Source organism: Novosphingobium sp. KCTC 2891, from assembly GCF_025938155.1.
In the GTDB taxonomy this organism is placed as follows: Bacteria; Pseudomonadota; Alphaproteobacteria; order Sphingomonadales; family Sphingomonadaceae; genus Novosphingobium.
This window is the reverse complement of record NZ_JAPCZG010000004.1, coordinates 1-19,389: the sequence shown is the minus strand read 5'-3', so window position 1 is coordinate 19,389 and position 19,389 is coordinate 1. Positions and strand designations below refer to the sequence as shown.

At 65.5% G+C, this 19,389-nt stretch carries 16 protein-coding genes and 1 tRNA gene; 9 read left to right on the top strand and 8 right to left on the bottom strand.

What is annotated here, in order from left to right; translation table 11 throughout:
* Nucleotides 1-36: 36 nt before the first annotated feature.
* Complete coding sequence (locus tag OLX02_RS08995; protein WP_264422109.1) at nucleotides 37-432, bottom strand: M67 family metallopeptidase; 396 nt, start codon at nucleotides 430-432, stop codon at nucleotides 37-39.
* 263 nt (nucleotides 433-695) lie between these two features.
* Here OLX02_RS08995 and OLX02_RS08990 point away from each other — a divergent pair, with 263 nt between their 5' ends.
* Complete coding sequence (locus tag OLX02_RS08990) at nucleotides 696-1,673, top strand: RluA family pseudouridine synthase (RefSeq protein ID WP_264422107.1); 978 nt, start codon at nucleotides 696-698, stop codon at nucleotides 1,671-1,673.
* Nucleotides 1,674-1,784: 111 nt separating this feature from the next.
* A complete protein-coding gene (gene rpoH, locus OLX02_RS08985; RefSeq protein WP_264422106.1) occupies nucleotides 1,785-2,687 on the top strand; it encodes an RNA polymerase sigma factor RpoH in 903 nt (300 codons plus the stop codon).
* A gap of 59 nt (nucleotides 2,688-2,746) precedes the next feature.
* Here the strand turns inward: rpoH and OLX02_RS08980 are convergent, their stop codons facing one another.
* Complete coding sequence (locus OLX02_RS08980; protein ID WP_264422104.1) at nucleotides 2,747-2,938, bottom strand: hypothetical protein; 192 nt, start codon at nucleotides 2,936-2,938, stop codon at nucleotides 2,747-2,749.
* Between the two features lie 89 nt (nucleotides 2,939-3,027).
* On the opposite strand from OLX02_RS08980, the gene mtgA reads away from it, so the two are divergent.
* Complete coding sequence (gene mtgA / locus OLX02_RS08975; RefSeq protein WP_264422102.1) at nucleotides 3,028-3,741, top strand: monofunctional biosynthetic peptidoglycan transglycosylase; 714 nt, start codon at nucleotides 3,028-3,030, stop codon at nucleotides 3,739-3,741.
* A gap of 285 nt (nucleotides 3,742-4,026) precedes the next feature.
* On the opposite strand, the gene OLX02_RS08970 is transcribed toward mtgA, so the two are convergent.
* Complete coding sequence (locus OLX02_RS08970) at nucleotides 4,027-6,597, bottom strand: TonB-dependent receptor (protein WP_264422100.1); 2,571 nt, start codon at nucleotides 6,595-6,597, stop codon at nucleotides 4,027-4,029.
* Between the two features lie 380 nt (nucleotides 6,598-6,977).
* Entirely contained in the window at nucleotides 6,978-7,766 is a 789-nt protein-coding gene (locus tag OLX02_RS08965; protein WP_264422099.1) for a metallophosphoesterase family protein, read from the bottom strand.
* 258 nt (nucleotides 7,767-8,024) lie between these two features.
* On the opposite strand from OLX02_RS08965, the gene OLX02_RS08960 reads away from it, so the two are divergent.
* Nucleotides 8,025-8,807, top strand: a complete 783-nt coding sequence (locus OLX02_RS08960) for a TorF family putative porin (protein WP_264422098.1) — start codon at nucleotides 8,025-8,027, stop codon at nucleotides 8,805-8,807.
* A 77-nt stretch (nucleotides 8,808-8,884) separates the two neighbouring features.
* Here OLX02_RS08960 and OLX02_RS08955 read toward each other — a convergent pair whose 3' ends face one another.
* Complete coding sequence (locus OLX02_RS08955; RefSeq protein ID WP_264422742.1) at nucleotides 8,885-9,568, bottom strand: SIMPL domain-containing protein; 684 nt, start codon at nucleotides 9,566-9,568, stop codon at nucleotides 8,885-8,887.
* A 179-nt stretch (nucleotides 9,569-9,747) separates the two neighbouring features.
* Here OLX02_RS08955 and OLX02_RS08950 point away from each other — a divergent pair, with 179 nt between their 5' ends.
* Complete coding sequence (locus OLX02_RS08950; protein WP_264422097.1) at nucleotides 9,748-10,185, top strand: VOC family protein; 438 nt, start codon at nucleotides 9,748-9,750, stop codon at nucleotides 10,183-10,185.
* Nucleotides 10,186-10,218: 33 nt separating this feature from the next.
* Here OLX02_RS08950 and OLX02_RS08945 read toward each other — a convergent pair whose 3' ends face one another.
* Entirely contained in the window at nucleotides 10,219-12,123 is a 1,905-nt protein-coding gene (locus OLX02_RS08945; RefSeq protein ID WP_264422096.1) for a methyl-accepting chemotaxis protein, read from the bottom strand.
* Nucleotides 12,124-12,318: 195 nt separating this feature from the next.
* Here OLX02_RS08945 and OLX02_RS08940 point away from each other — a divergent pair.
* Nucleotides 12,319-12,394 (top strand) — tRNA-Thr (locus OLX02_RS08940).
* Nucleotides 12,395-12,529: 135 nt separating this feature from the next.
* Entirely contained in the window at nucleotides 12,530-13,618 is a 1,089-nt protein-coding gene (locus OLX02_RS08935; RefSeq protein ID WP_264422095.1) for a ribose-phosphate diphosphokinase, read from the top strand.
* A gap of 6 nt (nucleotides 13,619-13,624) precedes the next feature.
* On the opposite strand, the gene OLX02_RS08930 is transcribed toward OLX02_RS08935, so the two are convergent.
* The gene (locus tag OLX02_RS08930) at nucleotides 13,625-14,653 is read right to left on the bottom strand and encodes a hypothetical protein (RefSeq protein ID WP_264422094.1); all 1,029 of its coding nucleotides are present in this window, start codon (nucleotides 14,651-14,653) and stop codon (nucleotides 13,625-13,627) included.
* Between the two features lie 147 nt (nucleotides 14,654-14,800).
* On the opposite strand from OLX02_RS08930, the gene OLX02_RS08925 reads away from it, so the two are divergent.
* A complete protein-coding gene (locus OLX02_RS08925; protein WP_319641236.1) occupies nucleotides 14,801-15,532 on the top strand; it encodes a DUF6629 family protein in 732 nt (243 codons plus the stop codon).
* 198 nt (nucleotides 15,533-15,730) lie between these two features.
* Here the strand turns inward: OLX02_RS08925 and OLX02_RS08920 are convergent, their stop codons facing one another.
* Nucleotides 15,731-16,171, bottom strand: coding sequence for a host attachment family protein (locus tag OLX02_RS08920; RefSeq protein ID WP_264422090.1), 441 nt, complete (start codon nucleotides 16,169-16,171; stop codon nucleotides 15,731-15,733).
* Between the two features lie 354 nt (nucleotides 16,172-16,525).
* Between OLX02_RS08920 and ppsA the strand changes: the two genes are divergently transcribed.
* On the top strand, nucleotides 16,526-18,904 hold the full coding sequence (gene ppsA / locus OLX02_RS08915; protein WP_264422088.1) for a phosphoenolpyruvate synthase: 2,379 nt from the start codon (nucleotides 16,526-16,528) through the stop codon (nucleotides 18,902-18,904).
* Nucleotides 18,905-19,389: the final 485 nt, after the last annotated feature.

Sequence of the window (19,389 nt, the reverse complement as noted above, 5' to 3'; positions counted from 1 at the left end):
CGTTCCAGACGGGTTCCGGTCATCGTTTGTCGAGCCTTAACCCCGCGCGAGCCCGTAGGAAAGCGGTTCGAACCCTGATGGCGCATCTTGCCAGAAGGTAACGTCTCCCATCGCGACGATGGCCCAGATGCGCCCGTCGCCCGCCGCCGAGGCGGCATCGGTGGCGGAGGGGCGGGCCAGGCCATTGGGATGCGAGTGGAAATAGCCGAGCACCTGCTGCCCGCCCGCGCGCGCGGCGCGGTGCGCGGCGATCAGCACGGCCGGATCAATCTCGAAATGCCTCGCAGGATCGGGCGCGACATTGGCTGCCTGATGGACGCTTTCGATGTGGTTGCCCCGGCCCAGCAGCAGGCCGCAGGCTTCTTGCGGGTGCGCGGCCTTCGCGGCAGCGAGCATCGCGGCACGGACGTCGACGGTCAGCGAGATCTGCACGGCGCCTCCGCAGTAACTTGGACGTCCGCCAGGTGATGAGCATCACGAGCCATCGTCCACGCAATGCCCGCCACTGATTCGTCCCCGAATGTTCGCTTCCGGGAGGGTATAGGCGGCCCAGCCCCCATAAAGAAGTTGGGTGCGGTCTTTATTCGAGGCGGCGAATCTCCGGGCTGCGGGAAAGCGCAGGGCAGTCCGGTGCAGCGTATTCACCCTGCAGGACATCTTGTTGCCTATCTCGCCACTTCCCATATGCCTTGGCCATGGGTGGGTCGGGCAACGTCATTTCCGGTTGTATTTCTGTCGGCGGGCAGCGGCTCGACCGCGCGCTGGCCGATGCCTCTGGCCTTTCGCGGGAGCGGGTCAAGGCGCTGATGGACGAAGGCCGGGTGGAACTGGCCGGGGCCGTGGTGCGCCAGGCCTCGATGAAGCCCGCGCAAGACACGCCCTTTGTCATCCACGTGCCGGAGGCCGCGCCGGCAGAAGCGGTGGCACAGGACATTCCGCTGGTGGTCGTCTACGAGGACGCGGACCTGATCGTGATCGATAAGCCCGCCGGCATGGTGGTGCATCCGGCGGCGGGCAACCTCGATGGAACGCTGGTCAACGCGCTGCTGCACCATTGCCGCGGGCAGCTTTCGGGCATCGGCGGCGTGGCGCGGCCGGGGATCGTCCACCGGATCGACAAGGATACCTCGGGCCTGCTGGTCGTCGCCAAGACCGACGCCGCGCACGAGGGGCTGGCGAAGCAGTTCGCAGACCATTCGATCACCCGCGCCTACAAGGCGGTGACCGCCGGCCAGCCCATCCCGCCCGTGGGGACGATTCGCGGCGCGATCGCCCGCTCCAGCCACGATCGCAAGAAGATGGCGCTCGTGGCGGACGGGCGGGGCAAGCACGCGGTGACGCACTACCGCACCTTGGCCGGCCTGGATGGGGCGGCGCTGATCGAATGCAGGCTGGAGACGGGGCGAACCCACCAGGTGCGCGTTCACCTTGCGTCAATCGGTCATGCGCTATTGGGGGATCCAGTCTATGGACGGCCTCCCTCACGCATTCGCCCGATTTTGCAACGCCTCGGCTTCTGCCGGCAGGCGCTTCATGCGGCGGAGCTGGGCTTTCTCCACCCGATCAGCAGCCAGCCGGTTCATTTCACCAGCCCGACGCCCGTCGATATGCGGGAACTCATCGTCGAACTGTGCGCTCCCGAAGAGGGCGCAGCGATCATGACCAAACTGTAGTGTTCAGGTATAAGGTTTGAAGCCGAGTAGATTCCATGTGTGGTCCCGCCGCCCGATGCCCACTAGGGGTTGGCGCACTCGGGAACCGACGCGACGAAAGGATGTGTTCAGGTGAGCGAACAGAAGAAAGTGGCGAGCGTTCCTGCGCTCAACGGGGAAGCCAGCCTCAACCGCTATCTTGCCGAAATCCGCAAGTTCCCGCTTCTGACGGGCGAGCAGGAATATATGCTTGCCAAGCGATATCAGGAACATGGGGATCCGCAGGCGGCTGCGCAACTGGTGACCAGCCATCTTCGTCTCGTGGCCAAGATCGCCATGGGCTATCGCGGCTATGGCCTGCCCGTGTCCGAGCTGATCAGTGAAGGCAACATCGGCCTGATGCAGGGCGTGAAGAAATTCGAGCCCGACCGGGGCTTCCGACTCGCGACGTATGCGATGTGGTGGATCAAGGCCTCGATCCAGGAGTTCATCCTGCGCTCGTGGAGCCTGGTGAAGATGGGCACCACCGCCGCGCAGAAGAAGCTGTTCTTCAACCTGCGCCGCATGAAGAAGAATCTCGAGGCGTTCGAGGACACCGACCTTCATCCGGATGACGTGCGCAAGATCGCGACCGACCTCGGCGTGCCCGAGCAGGAAGTGGTCAACATGAACCGGCGCATGATGATGGGCGGCGACGCCAGTCTGAACGTGCCGATGCGCGAGGACGGCGAGGGTTCTTGGCAGGACTGGCTGACCGATGATCGCCCGTTGCAGGACGAAACCGTGGCCGACGCCGAAGAGGCGCAGGTGCGGCACGAACTGCTGGTGGAGGCGATGGAAGGCCTGAACGATCGCGAGCGCCACATTCTCACCGACCGCCGTCTGGTCGATGAGCCGAAGACGCTTGAGGAATTGAGCCAGGTCTACAACGTCAGCCGCGAGCGGGTGCGCCAGATCGAGGTGCGCGCCTTTGAAAAGCTGCAGAAGGCGATGAAGCAGATCGCCGGCGAGCGCAGGTTGCTGCCCGCCGGTTGACCGTGGCGTCAGCCCCGATTGAACCGAGCGGCCGGGCGAAAGCCCGGCCGTTTCGCGTTTCAGCTCTTGAGATACCAGTGCAGGCCCAGCCCGCAGATCAGGCTGACCCCGGCCCACAGCACGATCTGCGAAATCACCACCGGCAGGTTGAAGCCGTCGTCGGCGGCCGGCAGCACGAGCAGGAACAGCAAGGTTGCCGAAGCCAGCGCGAAGAGGCGCCAGGCGCGGCGGGGGGAAGGGGCGGTGGTCATGCGCCCGGACTAGGCGCTTGCGCCGTTTCGGACAAGCCGCGCATCCGCCCCGATTGATCGGGCTGGCGTCTGCGGTATTACCGGGCGCGATGATCGACGCTTTGAAGCCCTCCCGCCCCGCCCGTTCGCATGGATTCGCCTATCGCCTGGGCTGGTGGATATGCCGGGGCATCGTGATCTTCCTGGCCGTCTCGGTGGGGCTGACGCTGCTCTACAAGTTTGTGCCGGTGCCCTACACGCTGACCATGGCGATGGACCCCAATCCCGTCACGAAGGACTGGACCTCGCTCGATGCGATCGACCGCAACATGGTCGATGCCGCCATCGCGGGCGAGGATGGCCGGTTCTGTTCGCATTCGGGCTTCGATACCGATGCGATGAAGAAGGCTTTCGAGCGCAATATGCAGGGCGGGCGTATCCGGGGCGGATCGACGATCAGCCAGCAGACCGCGAAGAACGTGTTCCTGTGGCAGGGCGGCGGTTATTTTCGCAAGGGGCTGGAAGCCTGGTTCACCGTTCTGATCGAGCAGATCTGGGGCAAGCGGCGAATCATGGAAGTCTATCTCAACGTCGCCGAGACGGGGATCGGCACCTACGGCGTCGAAGCGGGGGCGCAGCGGTATTACAACAAGCCGGCGCGCAGCCTGAGCCGGGTGGAAGCCGCGCGGATCGCGGCGGCATTTCCCCAGCCCAAGGTGCGCGCGGTGACCGGTGCCAGCGGCTTCACCCTGCGCCACGGCAACGCCATCGCGCGCCGGGTGAACGTCGTGCGCGGCGATTACGACTCCTGCGTCTATCGCTGAGGATCGGCGCCAAACCGGGGAAAGGTGGGGGCCACCGGATGGCAGCCCCCACGGCGGGTACGCCGGTCCGCCAGGGTCCGGTTGTCGCGCATAATTGCCGCGAGCAGTGTGCGGCGGCGCACAATGACGGGAAAGATTTGAGGTTCGCTCCGGCTCCCCCTCACGGGGATGGTTGGACCAGGAGCGGTGCACGTCACCGCCACGCCGCTTCCAAACGCGAAGGGCGCGGAACGGCTGTGCCGTCCGCGCCCCCCTGTGGCCTGCGCCCCCGTCGGGGCGCAGGGATCAGAAGCCGAAGCTGATCGTGCCGATGAAGGTACGCGGTGCGCCGATCTGGCCATAAGTGATCGGGCTGGTCGCGCTGCCGGTCTGGCTGATGAACGTCCCGTCGAAACCGCCGACATAGCGTTCGTCGAACAGGTTGGTGACGTTCAACTGCAGGTAGGTGCGGTCGCCCAGGCCGAGCGGCGCAAGGCTGAGCTTGGCGTCGAGATCGACGAGCGTATAGGCCGGGGCCTTGGCGCCGAAGATCTGCAGCGGGGCACCCGCGGCGGTCACGTAGAACGGCAGGTTCTGGTCATTGACGTAGCGCGGGCCGGTGCGCTTGGCCTGGATGCCGAGCGAAACGGGACCGAGCGTCCCTTCGGCGCGGCCACCGAAAGTATAGACCGGTGCGGCCGATTCACGCTTGCCGGCGGTCTGGTAGTAGGCGACCTGCCCGACCGACGTGCACCCGAGCGTGCCGTAGTCGACGTTGGACTGCGCGCAGCTCACGCCCGCGTCGACGTTGTCCCTGATCTTCGAGTGGAGGTAGGACCCGAAGACATAGAGCGACACTTCCTTCACCGGCGCCCACGCGATCGAGCCATCGAACCCGTATTTGTCGACTCGGCCGAGGTTGCGGTAGATCGAGGCCGAAAGGTCACGATCATAGGCCTGGGCAAGGCGGTTCTGGTAGATGGTGTACCAGGCCGAGACCTGCGCCATGACCTTGCCCGAGCGCATCCGCAGGCCGACGTCGAAGTTGTCGGTGGTTTCCGGCTGCGGCTTGGCGGCATCGGTGCCGGTGGTGAAGAAGAACGAGTTGTAGAGGTTGTCCGTGCCGGGCACCTGCAACCCGCGCGAGTAGTTCGCGAAGACGCTGGTTTCGGGCGCCAGCTTGTAGGTGAAGCCGACGTTCGGCAGCACGCGGTTGTAGTTGAAGACGCGCTGCTGCGGCGTGGCGGCGGTCGGGTTCGCCGCCGCGAAGGCCGTGGAGGCGGCATCGGTTGCGGGGCAGGCCAGCCCGCCGCCGGCATTGGTGGCGAAGCAGTAGTTGGTCAGGTTGCGCTTGAAGAACGGTGCGCGCAGGCCTGCCGTGATCGTGAGCGCATCGTTCATGAACTGGCCGCGATATTCGCCCGAGATCTGGTGAAGGATCGCGTAGGACAGGCGGTCGCGCTTCTGCAGCACGTTGCCGGCGGCATCGACCAGCGGGTCGTTGACCGGGAAAACGTCGGCCGCGAAGCCGTCGGCGCGGATGTAGCCCACCTCGCCGGTCTGGCGGTGGCGGCCCCGGTCATAGGTATAGGCAACGCGGACGGTGTTGTTCGCATCGATGTCATAGCGCAGCGAGGTGATGACGCCGAGGCGATAGGTCTGCGTCTGGCTGGGGGCGAGCAGGCGGACCAGATCGAGCGAGTCGCCGTCGTTGTTCAGGTCATGGCCGAAGTAGTAGTTGCCGTTCATGAAGCCGGTCAGGCCCGACACGCCGTTGATCTTGGCGGTGCCTTCGCTGCCGACGACCGTGCCGCCGCCGTTGGCCTTGGTGTACTGGAAGCTGGGGTCCACGGTCAGGACCAGGCCATCGGCCAGCGTGAAGCGCGAGTTGACGCGGATGTTGCCCGTGTTGGACGGGTTGTAGCGGAACTCGAAATCCGAGCCGCAGCCGGAGGCCGCATCGGCCACTCCGCGGATGCCCGGCGCGATGTAGCAGCTGGGGACGGTGTAGAACCGCTCGTCGCCGGTCAGCGGGAAGCGGTTGGCCGAGCCGCCGCTGACCACGCGCGCGCCGTAGTTGCGATCCCACAGCGGCACCGAGCCGAAGAAGTTGTTGCGGTTTTCGTTGTAGTGGCCCGCGACCGAGATGAAGTCCCCATTGTCGCCCAGCGGCTGGTAGATCTTGGCGTTGATCTGCTTCTTGTCGATCTTGCCGATGCCGCCGTAGATCGTGTCGTTGGTCGCGCTCGATGCGGAGATGAACGCGCGCAGGCCCGAGGCCGTGAGCACGCCGGTATCGACTTCCGCGAAGATGCGCTGGAAATCGAAATCGCCGACGGAGCCGACGATGCGCGCGCCGAACTGTTCGAGCGGATTGCGGGTGCGGTAGTTCACCGTCGAACCCGAAGCCGACGCGGTGGGCGAATCGACGTCGGTGGTGCCGAGGTTGACGTTCACCTGCTCGATGAGTTCGGGATCGAGCTGCTGGTTGGAATAGAGCGCGTAGTTGCCCGTGTCATTGAGAGGCAGGCCGTCGAAGGTCTGCGAGATGCGGCTGTTGTCGAAGCCGCGGATGAACAGCTTGCCGCCGGCCGAGCCGAACGGGTCGTTGTTCTGGAAGCTGACGCCGGGGATCAGGTTGATGATGTCGTTGATCGTCTGGCCGGGCGTCTGGCGCGAGATCACCGACTGGTCGAGCACCTGGCGTGCCTTCGGCGTATCGGGCGTCTCGACGCCGGCCACGCTGCGCACTGCGGTGCCGGTGACGATGATCGGCTGCTCGAAGTCGACCGTGCCAGTCGACTGGGCGAAGGCGGTCTGCGCGCCGGACACGCCGATCGCGAGCGCGCTCGCGGCGAGAAGGAAGCTGCGTTGCATCGATGAACCCCGTTCATGTGCCGGTTCCGGGAAGGGCCGGCAATTTCGTGTTGTTAACCCGTGTGCGACGCGGCGCACGGGACGGGGACGACCGTTAGCCGGACCCGCGTCCGCTCAAAACCGGTCTCAAATGACACCAAAATGACAGCGGGAGGCGGGATGTCGCAGCGCGTTAACAAGCGGCGCAACAAACGAACGATAGGCATGGCCGATGCTTTTGGAATTTTCCAAAAAACACCTAATATACAGCCTCTTCACCGGAGGTGTGGCGGCTCTGCAACGCTCGGATTAAAGTTCTCGCAGGTGCGAAAAGGCGAAGCCGTATATCGGATGATATGGCTATCCGGCGAAAGCAATTCGGATGGCCGAGCCGTCCGCTTTCAGGCGTCGGTGTCGGACGCTTCGCCGGTGGCCACCAGCAGCCAGCGATCGCGGCCTTCGAGCGCGATCGCGGTCAGGCGGCCGCTGGCGTAGGCGCCGGTATCGACGCCGATGCGCAGCGGCATCATTTCCGGCTCGTCGGTGATGGTGTGGCCATGGACGACGACGAAATCGCGCGGGCTGCGATCCTGGATGAATTCGCGGCGAATCCAGCGCAGGTCCGAAACCTGCTGTTCCTCCAGCGGCACGCCGGGGCGGATCCCGGCGTGGACGAACAGATAGTCGCCGATACGGATCTGGTCTTCCATCGCGCGCATGAAGGCGACGTCTTCCGCCGGGACGAAGCGCGGCATCAGCGCGCGCAGTTCCTCGATCGTGGTGCGGCTGTAGGTGTCGTAGTCGATGGGAAAGCTGAGCAGGGTTTCGCGCCCGCCGTGGCGGAGGAAATGCCGGAGCGTGTCGTCGCGCTCGAAGCTGCCGAGAAACATTTCCTCGTGGTTGCCCGCGAGCGTGCGCACCTGCCGGGTCGCCGCCCACTGCCGCGCGGTGCGCAGCACCCCGGCGCTGTCGGGGCCGCGATCGACGAGGTCGCCCAGGAGAATCACCGTGGTATCCGCCGGCCCGCGCGCCGCGTCATCGGCCTCGATCCGTTCGATCAGCATCTGGAACAGATCGAGCCGCCCGTGGATGTCCCCCACCGCATAGACCCGCTGGCCCGCGGGAATCGTGGCGGCCGGAGCGGCTTCGGCGGGGCGGCCGGCGATGAGGGTACGAAGCTTTTTCAGCATGGTCCGTGGTGTGTCACGCGCAGCATATGGCGATTGTGCGGCGCTGCACAACCCGGCTGCGATTACGTGGTGCGAAAATGCCACATTCCGCATCAAAGCAGCAATATTCGGTTACAATTCACTTGTGCGCTGCAACATCCCGATGCACCCAAACAGGGCAGCGCCAAGCGCGCCCCACCCCGCGAACGGGGGGACAATGAGGGCCGCAGGTGCTGTGCAGGTGGGACGACGCGTCAAGAACAATCAAAAGGATTTCCCATGCGCACGTCCATCAAGGCCCTCGTGGCCTCCAGCGTACTCGCTCTTTCGAGCTTCGCCGTGGCGACCCCTGCGTTCGCCGACGAAACCGATCCGCCGAGCGACTTCAAGATCACCGGCTCGGCCGCGATCGTGAGCCAGTATCGTTTCCGCGGCATCTCGCAGTCCGACCAGAAGCCGGTCGTGCAGGGCGCCATCACGCTGTCGCACAGCTCCGGCTTCTATGTTTCGACCTGGGGTTCGAGCGCGACCGCCGGCAACAGCGCGGTCAACATCGGCGGCACTGAAATCGACGTCTATGGCGGCTTTGTCCACGCACTGGGCAACAGCGGCATCAACGCCGACGTCGGCGTCTATGGCTACCTCTATCCGGGTGCCACGGCCGGCAACTATTACGAGGTCTATGGCTCGCTTTCGGGCGCAGTCGGCCCGGTCAACGCCAAGGCCGGCGTGAACTTCGCCCCCGCGCAGAAGAACCTGCGCGTCTATCCCACCCACAGCAACACCTACGTCTATGGCGAGCTGTCGGGCGCGATCCCCAACACGCCGCTGACCGTCCATTCGCACCTGGGCCACACCGGCGGTTCGTTCGACTGGTCCAAGCAGTATCTCGACTACTCGGTCGGTGTCGGCGCGACCTACAAGAACCTGACGCTCGACGTTTCGTGGGTGGGCACCAACGTCGGCAAGGGTGACGCCGCGCGCAAGCCGGTCACCTCGCCGTTCGAAACCTATCGTGCGGCCAAGGACGTCGCCGTGGTTTCGCTGACCGCGACGTTCTGATCGTTTGACCTGATACCGGCGGAGCCTGTCTCCGCCGGTTGACGCGGGGGCCTGCGCCGGGAAACCGGCGTGGGCCTTCAGCGCAAGTAGAACTCGATCGTCGTGACCACGCGCACCTTCTTGTAGGGCGTATCGGACACGCCCCAGCCGCCGCCGCCATCGCCGTCGCGCGCGGTTACCTCGAAATAGCCCTGGGTCGCGCTGCGGATGCCGCCCACCCCCGTGCCGCTGTCCTTGGCGAACTGTTCGGCGGAGCGGCGGGCATCGCGGGTCGCCTCTGCCACCATCGGCGGCTTGATCGCGTTGAGCCGGGTGAAAGTGTAGGCCATGCCCGAGCCTTCCTCCAGCATCACCCCGCGCCGCACGAGATCGAACTGGCGGCGCACCGCATCCTGCGCGCGGGCGATGTCGCCGGTGCGCAGCGTCATGCGCTGGCGCACGGTGAAGCGCGTGACGCCGTCCTCGGTGATGGTCTGGACGTTGACCCCGGTGGGTTGCAGGGCGTCTGCCGGAAAGCCCAGCCCGGAGAAGAAGGCGCGGATCTGCTCGCTGTTGCGATCGACGGTCGCCTGCGCTCCGGCCAGATCGGGCGCGGTCGCCGAATAGGCGATGGTCCAGGTGGCAAGGTCGGCGGTGACTTCGCGCTCGGCCAGGCCGCGCACGGTGACCGCGCGGTCTGCCTCGCGCGCGCGGCGCAGGCCATCGCCCATGACATAGCCGCCCAGCACCATTCCCCCGGCCAGGACCGCCGCCGCGACCATCGCCGGGCGCCAGCGCGATGCACGCGCCTGCTGGCTAAGGGTTTGGGTTTCGGGAAGGTTGTCTTTATCTGTGTCGTCCACCGGCTCGACTCCCTGTGCGGCTCTTCCTGCTGCCGTTGCGGCGAAATGTGCTTTGGTGTCGATGAACCGTTTTTGAACGACCGCGATGGAGCCTGCGCGTGACCAAGTATCTCCATACCATGATCCGGGTGACCGACCCCCATGCCACGATCGAATTCTTCAACCTGATCGGGTTGGAGGAAGTGCGCCGGCAGGAAAGCGCCGCGGGGCGCTTCACACTGATCTTCCTTGCCGCGCCGGGACAGGAAGGCGTGGCCGAAGTCGAGCTGACCTACAACTGGCCGCCCGAAGGGGGCACCGGCGAAGCCTATACCGTTGGGCGTAATTTCGGGCACCTCGCCTTCGAGGTGAGCGATGTCTATGCGACCTGCCAGCGCGTGCTCGATGCCGGGCTGACCGTGCACCGCCCGCCGCGCGATGGCTACATGGCGTTTGTCAAATCGCCCGACGGGATCTCGGTCGAGTTGTTGCAGGCGGGCGGTCCGCTCGCGCCGCAAGAGCCATGGGCGAGCATGGAAAACACCGGAAGCTGGTAAGTCCGCGCAGGGCCGGGGCGAGGCCGGGGCGGGTCAGAACTCGCTCCAGTCCTCGGCGTCTGCGCGCGGGGCTAGGTTGCTGCGCGGGACAGGGTTGCTGCGCGGGGCAGGGTTGCTGCGCGGCGCAGGGGTGCTGGGCGGGGCAGGCGTCACCACGCGGAGCGGCGCGACCACCGGGGGGGCGACCGGACGCACGGCCGGATGGGCAGCCGCGCCGCGGCCTGCCGGCTGGGCGCCCACGTGGAAGCGCCGAACCAGCGCGGCGAGCTCGTCCGCCTCTCCGGCCAGTCCGCGCGCCGCGGCGGTGCTCTGCTCCACCATGGCGGCGTTCTGCTGGGTCATCCGGTCCATTTCACCCACCGCTCCGTTGACTTCGGTGAGCCGCCCGGCCTGAACCTCGGCCGATGCGGCGATTTCGCCGACCAGCGTGCTGATCGCGCCGACCCGGCCGACAATGCCGTCGAGCACGCTGCCGGTTTCGGTGACCAGGCCCACGCCTTGGACCACTTGCTGCGAGCTGGCGGTGATCAGCGTCTTGATGTCGCGCGCGGCATCGGCCGAACGCTGGGCCAGCGCGCGCACTTCGGTGGCAACGACCGCGAACCCCTTGCCCGCGTCTCCGGCACGCGCCGCTTCTACCCCCGCATTGAGCGCGAGCAGGTTGGTCTGGAACGCGATGCCGTCGATGACGGCGACGATCTGCCCGACTTCCTGCGAGGATCGTTCGATGGCGTCCATCGCCGCGATGGCGCGGCCCACCACTTCGCCGCCCTTGGCCGCTTCGGCGTGGGCCTCGGCGATGGAACGGGTGACTTCGCCGGCGGAATGCGCGGTGTGCTGGACCATGCCGGTTACCTCGCCCATGGCGGTGCTGGTCTTTTCCAGCGCGGCGGCCTGCTGCTGCGTGCGGCTGGCGAGATCGTCGGAGGCGGCGCGGATTTCGGACGAGCCGGTGTGAATGCCGTCGGCGCTGCCCGCCACTGCTTCGACCGCCGACTGGAGGTTGGCCACGGCGGCGTTGAAATCGGCGGCGATTCCGGCGAACGGGCCGGCCAGATCGCCGGCGATGCGCGCGGTGAGATCGCCTTGCGACAGGCGGCCCAGCGCGGCGCCGATGCTCGATACCACGAGGGCGAGCTGCGCCTGCTTCTCGATCTCGGCCGCCTTGAGCTGGTCGCGCAGGGTGGCGGTGGCCAGCGCCAGGTCGCCGATCTCGTCCTCGCGCGGTTCCACCGGGATGTCGGTCTCCAATCGGCCGGCGGCAATCGCGCCGATCGCCTGCGTGACCCGCGACAGCGGCCGCGCGACCAGCTGGGTCAGCGTGCGCATGCCGGCCGCCAGCCCCGCCAGCGCGAACAGGGCGAACAGCGCGGTGAACGTCAGCGCCGTCCCCTCGATCCGGTCGGTCTCGCGCTGCGCGATTTCCGCCTGCGTGCCCTGATAGGTGCTGAAGGCCTCGATATCGCGGCTCATCGCCTCGACCAGCGCGCGGTTGCTGGCGAGCACGTGGAAGGCGGCGGTCCCGTCGCCCCGGTCCGCGCGGCTGCGCGCCTCGGCGGAGATGGCAAGGAAGCGCTGCCACTTGTCGCGGAAGCCGCCGATCAGGCGCGGCTCGTCGCCGAGCAGGCCGATGGCATCGAGATCCTTGAGGCTGGCATCGATCCGCGCCCGATGCGCCGCCAGCGCGTCGCGCAGGCGGGCCTTTTCGACGGCGTCCGTGGAAAGGACGTAGGCCTGCGCCGCGGCGGCATAGCCGGCGCTGGCGGAATCGATCCTGGTGCCGTGGAGCACCATCGGCACGGTATCGCCGCTCATCATCCGCGCCTGCGCGCCGATCGACCTGATCTGCCAGAGCGCGGACAGCGCGAGCACCGCAAGCAGGCCCGCGACGAGCAGCGCGATAACCGTGAACTTGTGGCCAATCTTGAGGTTTTTCATCGACTGCGGCTCCCGCGTTCTGCGACACGCTCGCATTAGCGTGATCATGGCGAGTTTCGCGTTGATGCGAGGCTAGGTAATGCCCGCAGGCTGGAGCGCGGACGGACCCTCGCGCCGATGATCCGCCGCAGACCGGGAAAAAGGGTTGCCTCCACCGGCCACCGTGGCTAAAGCGCGCCCCTGCCTTCAAGGCGCGCCGCTTTAGCTCAGTCGGTAGAGCACATCATTCGTAATGATGGGGTCAGGTGTTCGAATCACCTAAGCGGCACCACCTTCTTCAAGACTTGGCTGCATTTTCCTGAACGCGCTGTCGCGGATCGGGGGGCGTGGCCATTGGCTGAGGGCCAAAGGCTGAAACGAAGGCCGCGACGATCAGGTCGCGCTGGTCGGGAAATCGCTCGCGGGTTTGTCGATCCGGCGCTCATGCACTCTCCTCATTGCCCGATCGTCCGCCGCGTCATGGCTTCGCCGGGCCGGGGTTGGTATGCGTGCGGGACGATCGATGAAAAGGCGTCAGGACATGTTGCTCTTCACACTCGAAGCAAGTCGCGCGCTGGGCGAAGCCGTTGCGGGCCATCTTGGATGCGCGCTGGGCCGCATCGAAGAGCGGGAGTTCGATGGCGGCGAGCACAAGGTGCGCACGCTGGACGAGGTGGGCGGGCGCGACGTCTATGTCCTTCACAGCTTGCACGCCGAACCGGGCAATTCGGCAAACGACAAGCTTGTCCGGCTGCTCTTTTTCTTCAATTCGCTGAAGGATGCAGGCGCGGGGCGCGTGACGGCGATCGTTCCGTACCTTGCCTATAGCCGCAAGGACCGGCGCACCAAGCCGCGGGATCCCGTCAACTCCCGCTATGTGGCAACCCTGTTCGAGGCGGTGGGCACGGACCGGATGGTGACGCTGGAGGTCCACAATGTCAGCGCCTTCGAGAATGCATTCCGGCTGTGCCGCCCGGAGCATGTCCCAAGCGCCGGATTGTTCGCCGATTTTCTGGCGGGAGAGCTGACGGGGGCCGAGGTCGCCGTCGTTTCCCCCGATGCGGGAGCCAACAAGCGCGCGGAACTGCTGCGCCACGAACTGGAGAAGAGGCTGAACCGCCCGGTCGGCAAGGCGATCATGGACAAGCATCGCAGCATGGGGGTGGTTTCGGGAAACCTGTTCGCCGGCGACCTGCGGGGCCGGACGGCCATCATCTTCGATGACCTGATCGCCAGCGGCACGACGATCGTGCGCGCCGCCAAGGCCAGTCGCGAGGCCGGTGCCAGCCGTGTGATCGCGGCAGCGGCCCATGGCATGTTTCCAGCCGACAGCCCGCTGTTCGGTCCCGATGGCCCGGACCGCTTGCTGGTGACGGACAGCATCCCGCTGGCCGCCGACCTGCCTGCACACGCGCGGGCCATGATCGCGATCGTCAGCGCCAGCGGCCTGCTGGGCGACATCATCTCGTGCATCGACCGCGGCGATGCGGTCAGCGATCTCATCGTTTACGATTGAGGCACGTCACGGCATCGCAGCCAGCGCGATTGCCAGATATTCGCGGGCCTGCCGCGGCCATTTTTCGGGCGTGCGGGGGCGGGGATCGCGCAGATGCTCGATCGAAAGGCTGGCGCGCAGGGATGCACGGTAGCAGCGATAGAAGCGCAGGAGCCGGGGCGGGGGTTGGTCTTGCAGGCGCTGGGAGAGACACTCGACGAGTTGAGGGCCGATCCAGTCCGCCCCCAGCCGCCCGCATTCCATGCCAAGCAGGGACGCTTCGTCGAACGGGTCCAGCCAGCGCAATTGCTCATCGAATTCGAGGCAGTCGATCAGCAATGTCTGCGAGCCGAGAAAGACGTGTTCGGGCCTGAGGTCTCCGTGTCCTTCGACGATGCGGCCCCGCGCCGCACGCTCCGTCAACAGGCCGGGATCATGGTCCAGGACATCGCGCAGGGACTGGATCGGCGGCGATACGGACGTGGATGGAAGCCCGAAGGCGGGATCGGTCAGTGACCTTTCCACCATGTCGACGCCGCCGCGCCACTTTGCGATCAGCTGTTCGGGCGCCATGTTGATCCGCGGTGCGCCCGCGTAGAAATCCGCCAGCACCTTGCCCAGCCGGGCAATGTCGGCAGGATGCACGGTGCCCTGTGCCAGCATGTGATCCAGCAGCCGGTCGTCGTCCAATCGGCGCATGACCACGGCCCATTCGATCACCTCGCCTTCGCCCGCCAAGGCAAGGTCGCCATCAGGCCGGCGCACGATCGGCATGACTTCGCGGTAGACGCCGGGGGCAAGGCGCCGGTTGAGCGTGAGTTCCCTTTCGCAATTCCGGCGCCGCGCGGCCAGCGTGGTGAAGTCGATCATCCCCAGCCGGACCGGCTTCTTGATCTTGTAGACCCAGTCCCCGGCGATGAAGACAAACGACATATGGGTTTCGGTTACCCGGACGAAGCCGGGCCGCTCGGGATAGGCCGCAGGGTCGGACAGAAAATCGACCACCGGCTCGATGCCGGCAAGATGGTCCGCGCTGATCGGTGTGCTGGGCGTCATCTCGCGTAACCTTGCGCTGGTAGGACCTCACGCGGGCAAGCGTCTGCTCAGTATTCATGGGCGTCAAGCGGCCAGGCGCTGGCGAGCGCCGGCCCACCGGGATGCCGGGCGCCATAGTTTGCGCCGTCGGCCGAACTCTGAAAGAAGGTGCTTGGCTGCGGAGGCGTTCGTTCCCGAGTGCCGGGGGTTTGCCCGACCGTATATCCGGTGGGGACGCCTCCCTCTGGAGTGAGGGTCATCTGCTTTTCGGCGACAGCAAGTTTCACGTCCGGGATTGCGCTGATTGCGATCGGGGCCGTCACCATGCTCCGCACGCGCGAGCCGCAGGAAGTTCCTTTGGCGGCGATCCCCGGCATCTTCGGCGTGCAGCAACTTGTCGAAGGGTGCCTGTGGCTGGGGTTGCCTGGCCAGCCCCCGACGAGCGACAGGCTGGCCATGACCTACCTGCTGTTCTCCCACGTCTTGTGGCCCTTCTTCGTGCCTCTGGCGATCTGGCTGATCGAGCCGTCTGCACGGCATCGCAGGCGCATCGCCTGGGGCATGGCCGCGGGCGCGGCGACCAGCATGTTCTTCCTGGTGATCCTTCTGTCCGAACCTGTCTCCGCGACGATCGAGGGGCTTCACATACGATATCACCTGCCCCATCCCCATGAGAACATCGCCTTCGCGTTCTATGCTGCGGCCACGTGCCTTTCGCCGCTGCTATCAAGCCTCAAGACGGCAAGGATGCTGGGGGTATTGATCGCCGCCTCGATGGTTGCGTCCTACCTCATCTACGCGATGTGGTTTGCTTCTGTCTGGTGCTTCTTCGCCGCCCTGGTCAGCAGCGTGGTCTTCCTGCATTTCAGCGGCCGCCGCACGAGGCGGCAAGTGGCTTGATGCCCCTGATCGGCTAGTCGGGGTTCGCTACGCAGCCTCACCGCCCACCGCCCGCCGCCCGCCGCATCGTCCCGGCACCCGCAGGAATGCGTTCGCCGGGCAGAAGGCCCAGCGCGCATCAAGGCACCAAACAGCGCTTCCCCCGCGGCCGGCTTGTTCACCGTCGACGTCTTTGGCGCCGGCCGCGTGGCGGTGCCGTCATGGCTCGTAAGCGGTGATCGCCTTGACGATGTCGTCGGTCACATGGCCGGCGAGATCCTTGGGAATTTCGGCCAGAAGCTGCTTGGTGGTTTTGGCGCCATATCGCTTGCGCAGTTCGCCCAGCGTCCGGGGCGGCGCGATGACGATGATGCCGTCGCCGCCGGTCGCGGCGCGATCCAGGGTGTCTGCGGCATGTGCGGCGAAACGATCCTCGTTCTGCTGGTGCCAATCCGTCTCGCCCAGGCTGCTGCGCCCGTTGCCCACGCTGGAGAATGACCGGCCGGGCGTGTCCGAGCCCTGATCGCGGGTGGCGGGATTGTCTATCTTCTCATGCGCCAATGTCGAAAGGGCAGGGAGTTTGGCGTTGCCGTCGTTCTTGAAAAGCAGAAGCTTTGCGCCGTCGACGACCATTACCAGAGTACCGTTTGCGATCTGCATACCAGTTCCTTCCCGAATGACTCCGATGAAGGACTATCTGCCTCTTTTGCAGGGCAAGCAATTCATCTGGCAGTCGGCCAGTCCGAACGCCGGACGATGAGGAAAGCCGTGACGGCGAAGGTGCCGAGGGGAGGGGCGGGACCAAGCCGCGATCATCCACGGGACAGCCTGATCCGGCGGCCCCGCGGACGGCATCGGCCAAGACAAGTCCTGCTTGTCATTTCCGGAATTGCGGCGCGTTATCTCGATCGAGAGGCCTCATGGGCTCATGCCGTGCAGGATCGGGAGCGCTGGAATTGACGGCGGTCCACCGGCCCTATGCGATCGCATGGCCCATCAGAAGGAAACCCGGTCATGGCGCATCGCTTCGTTCTATGGTTCGAGGACATCGGCATTGCCGACGTTCCCCTCGTGGGCGGCAAGAATGCGTCGCTCGGGGAAATGGTGCGCGAATTGGGCAGGAGCGGCGTACGCGTTCCGACCGGCTTTGCGACAACCGCCGAAGCCTTTCGCGTTTTCCTGGCCGAGAGCGGTATCGAGCCAGCCATGCGCGAGCAGATCCGGCGCTATCATGCCGCAGAGGCGAGCCTGTCGGAAACGGGCAGCCACATCCGCGCGCTGATTCTCGGCAGCCGCTTTCCCGATGCGCTCACCGGTGAAATTCGCGCGGCCTATGATGATCTGGCAGCCCGCCTGGGCGTGAAGGAACTGGCGGTTGCCGTGCGCAGCAGCGCCACGGCGGAAGATTTGCCCGATGCAAGCTTTGCCGGCCAGCAGGAGACCTTTCTCAACATCCGCGGGCACCGGGCATTGCTCGATGCCTGTCTGCGCTGCTTCGCCTCGCTCTATACCGACCGTGCGATCAGCTACCGCGAGGCCAAGGGCTTCGACCATTTCGCGGTCGCATTGTCGATCGGCGTCCAGCAGATGGTGCGCGCCGACCTGGCCGGATCTGGCGTGATCTTCACCATCGACACGGAATCCGGCTTTCCGCATGTCGCCACGATCAGCGCCGCCTGGGGGCTGGGCGAACCTGTGGTGCAAGGCTCGGTCGATCCGGACAAATATGTCGTGTTCAAGCCCCTGCTCGAACAGCCCGGCGCGCGCCCGATCATCGAGAAGACCTGCGGCGCGAAGGCCATCAAGATGCTCTATGCCAGAAGCGGGGCCAAGCGTACGCGGATCGTCAGGACCACCCCGGCAGCGCGCGGCGCATTCGTCCTGAATGATGACGAGATCATCGAATTGGGCCGGTGGGCTGCGGCGGTGGAAAAGCATTACGGCCGCCCGATGGACCTGGAATGGGCGAAGGACGGCGAGACAGGGCTGCTCTATCTGGTGCAGGCGCGGCCCGAAACCGTGCAGTCCGGGCTGAGCCGGTCCTCGTTCCTGCGCTACAGCATGAAAACCAGGTCCACGCCCATCCTGACGGGGGCGGCGGTGGGCAGCGCGATCGCGGCGGGCAAGGCCTGCGTGATCCGGGATGTGGCCGACATCGCCAGATTTCCCGATGGAGCGATACTGGTCACGGCAAACACCGATCCGGACTGGGTGCCGATGATGAAGCGGGCGGCCGGCATCATCACCGATCACGGCGGGAACACCAGCCATGCCGCCATCGTCAGCCGCGAACTGGGCGTTCCGGCTGTGATCGGCACGAAAAAGGCGACATCTCTGCTGAACGAAGGGCAGGCGATCACCCTGTCCTGCGCCAGCGGCGAGAACGGCGTGGTCTATGATGGGCTGATCGACTTCGAATGCGAGGACATCGACGTTGGCGCCCTGCCGGACACCCGGACCAGGGTGATGGTGAATATCGCGGAGCCTTCCGCCGCATTCCAGTGGTGGCGACTGCCGGCAAAGGGCGTGGGCCTCGCCCGCATGGAATTCATCATCAACAACCTGATCAAGGCCCACCCGATGGCGTTGCTGCATCCCGAGCGGATCGGCAGGGAGGACCAGCGCCGGATCGGCGAATTGACGAAAGGCCACGCCTCGCCAGCGGACTACTTCGTCGACACGCTGGCGCGCGGCATCGCCAAGCTCGCGGCACCGTATTACCCCCATCCGGCGATTGTCCGGCTCAGCGACTTCAAGACCAACGAATATGCCCACCTGGTCGGTGGTGCGGTCTTCGAGCCGTCGGAAGAAAACCCGATGCTCGGTTTCCGGGGAGCCTCTCGCTATTACGACGAACGCTACCGGGAAGGTTTTGCGCTGGAATGCCGCGCGCTCAGAAAGGTCCGCGAGGAAATCGGCTTCGCCAATGTCATCGTCATGGTGCCGTTCTGCCGGACGCCGGCCGAAGCGGACCGGGTGATTGCCGCCATGGCGGAGAACGGCTTGCGGCGCGGAGAGGCGGCTCTGCAGATCTACATGATGTGCGAGATACCCTCCAACGTGATCCTGGCGGAGGAATTTGCCGAACGCTTCGACGGCTTCTCGATCGGATCGAACGACCTGACCCAGCTGGTGTTGGGTGTGGACCGGGATTCCGAGCAGCTCGCCAAGCTGTTCGATGAACGGGACCCGGCGGTGAAGCACATGATCGCAGAAGCCATCGCCAAGGCCCACGCTGCACGGATACCGATCGGCATCTGCGGGCTGGCGCCGAGCAATTACCCGGACTTTGCCGAATTTCTCGTGGCCGAGCGGATTGATTCGATTTCGCTCAATCCCGACAGCTTCGTGCGGACGATCCGCACCATCGCCGCCGCGGAGAGCGCAATGTGATGCCTCGCCAGGCCTGTTGGACAGGCCATCGGTGAACGCGGGTCAAGGTGAGCCGAATGGAGGCGGCGGGGGACTCGCCGGAGTGCCGCGCGAATCGGGTTTTGCGATGATTCGGGGGTGTTTGCGGGGTGGGGGTGTAGTGTAACACGTTGTTATTCCGCCATTTTCCTTAATGACCGCAACAAAAGTGCAAAATGGGTTTGACGGTTTGGCGAGTGGTCCATATATGCGGCGACACCGGACGGGACGCTGCGAAACGCGACGTTCTACTGGTCGCCACATAGAGACGGACGCCGATACCCCGGTCGAGAGAGCGGGGTATGATGGTTGTCCGCCTTGATTTGTCGCTGCGGTGACGGTGTTGTGGTGGTTCTTTGACATTGTTGGTTTTAGATGAAGGGACATGTGGGCGACGGCGCCTGCGTCCGGGGGTCTTTAGGCTCCGGATTGCAGTAACCAAGTCGTTATTTGCATGTCCTAACGTA

Excerpts from the sequence above, each read along its gene's own strand:
- OLX02_RS08990 (WP_264422107.1), top strand. The coding sequence starts at position 696 with ATGGGTGGGTCGGGCAACGTCATTTCCGGTTGTATTTCTGTCGGCGGG.
- OLX02_RS08980 (WP_264422104.1), bottom strand. The coding sequence starts at position 2,938 with ATGACCACCGCCCCTTCCCCCCGCCGCGCCTGGCGCCTCTTCGCGCTG.
- mtgA (WP_264422102.1), top strand. The coding sequence starts at position 3,028 with ATGATCGACGCTTTGAAGCCCTCCCGCCCCGCCCGTTCGCATGGATTC.
- OLX02_RS08970 (WP_264422100.1), bottom strand. The coding sequence starts at position 6,597 with ATGCAACGCAGCTTCCTTCTCGCCGCGAGCGCGCTCGCGATCGGCGTG.
- OLX02_RS08965 (WP_264422099.1), bottom strand. The coding sequence starts at position 7,766 with ATGCTGAAAAAGCTTCGTACCCTCATCGCCGGCCGCCCCGCCGAAGCC.
- OLX02_RS08960 (WP_264422098.1), top strand. The coding sequence starts at position 8,025 with ATGCGCACGTCCATCAAGGCCCTCGTGGCCTCCAGCGTACTCGCTCTT.
- OLX02_RS08955 (WP_264422742.1), bottom strand. The coding sequence starts at position 9,568 with ATGGTCGCGGCGGCGGTCCTGGCCGGGGGAATGGTGCTGGGCGGCTAT.
- OLX02_RS08945 (WP_264422096.1), bottom strand. The coding sequence starts at position 12,123 with ATGAAAAACCTCAAGATTGGCCACAAGTTCACGGTTATCGCGCTGCTC.
- OLX02_RS08930 (WP_264422094.1), bottom strand. The coding sequence starts at position 14,653 with ATGACGCCCAGCACACCGATCAGCGCGGACCATCTTGCCGGCATCGAG.
- OLX02_RS08920 (WP_264422090.1), bottom strand. The coding sequence starts at position 16,171 with ATGCAGATCGCAAACGGTACTCTGGTAATGGTCGTCGACGGCGCAAAG.
- ppsA (WP_264422088.1), top strand. The coding sequence starts at position 16,526 with ATGGCGCATCGCTTCGTTCTATGGTTCGAGGACATCGGCATTGCCGAC.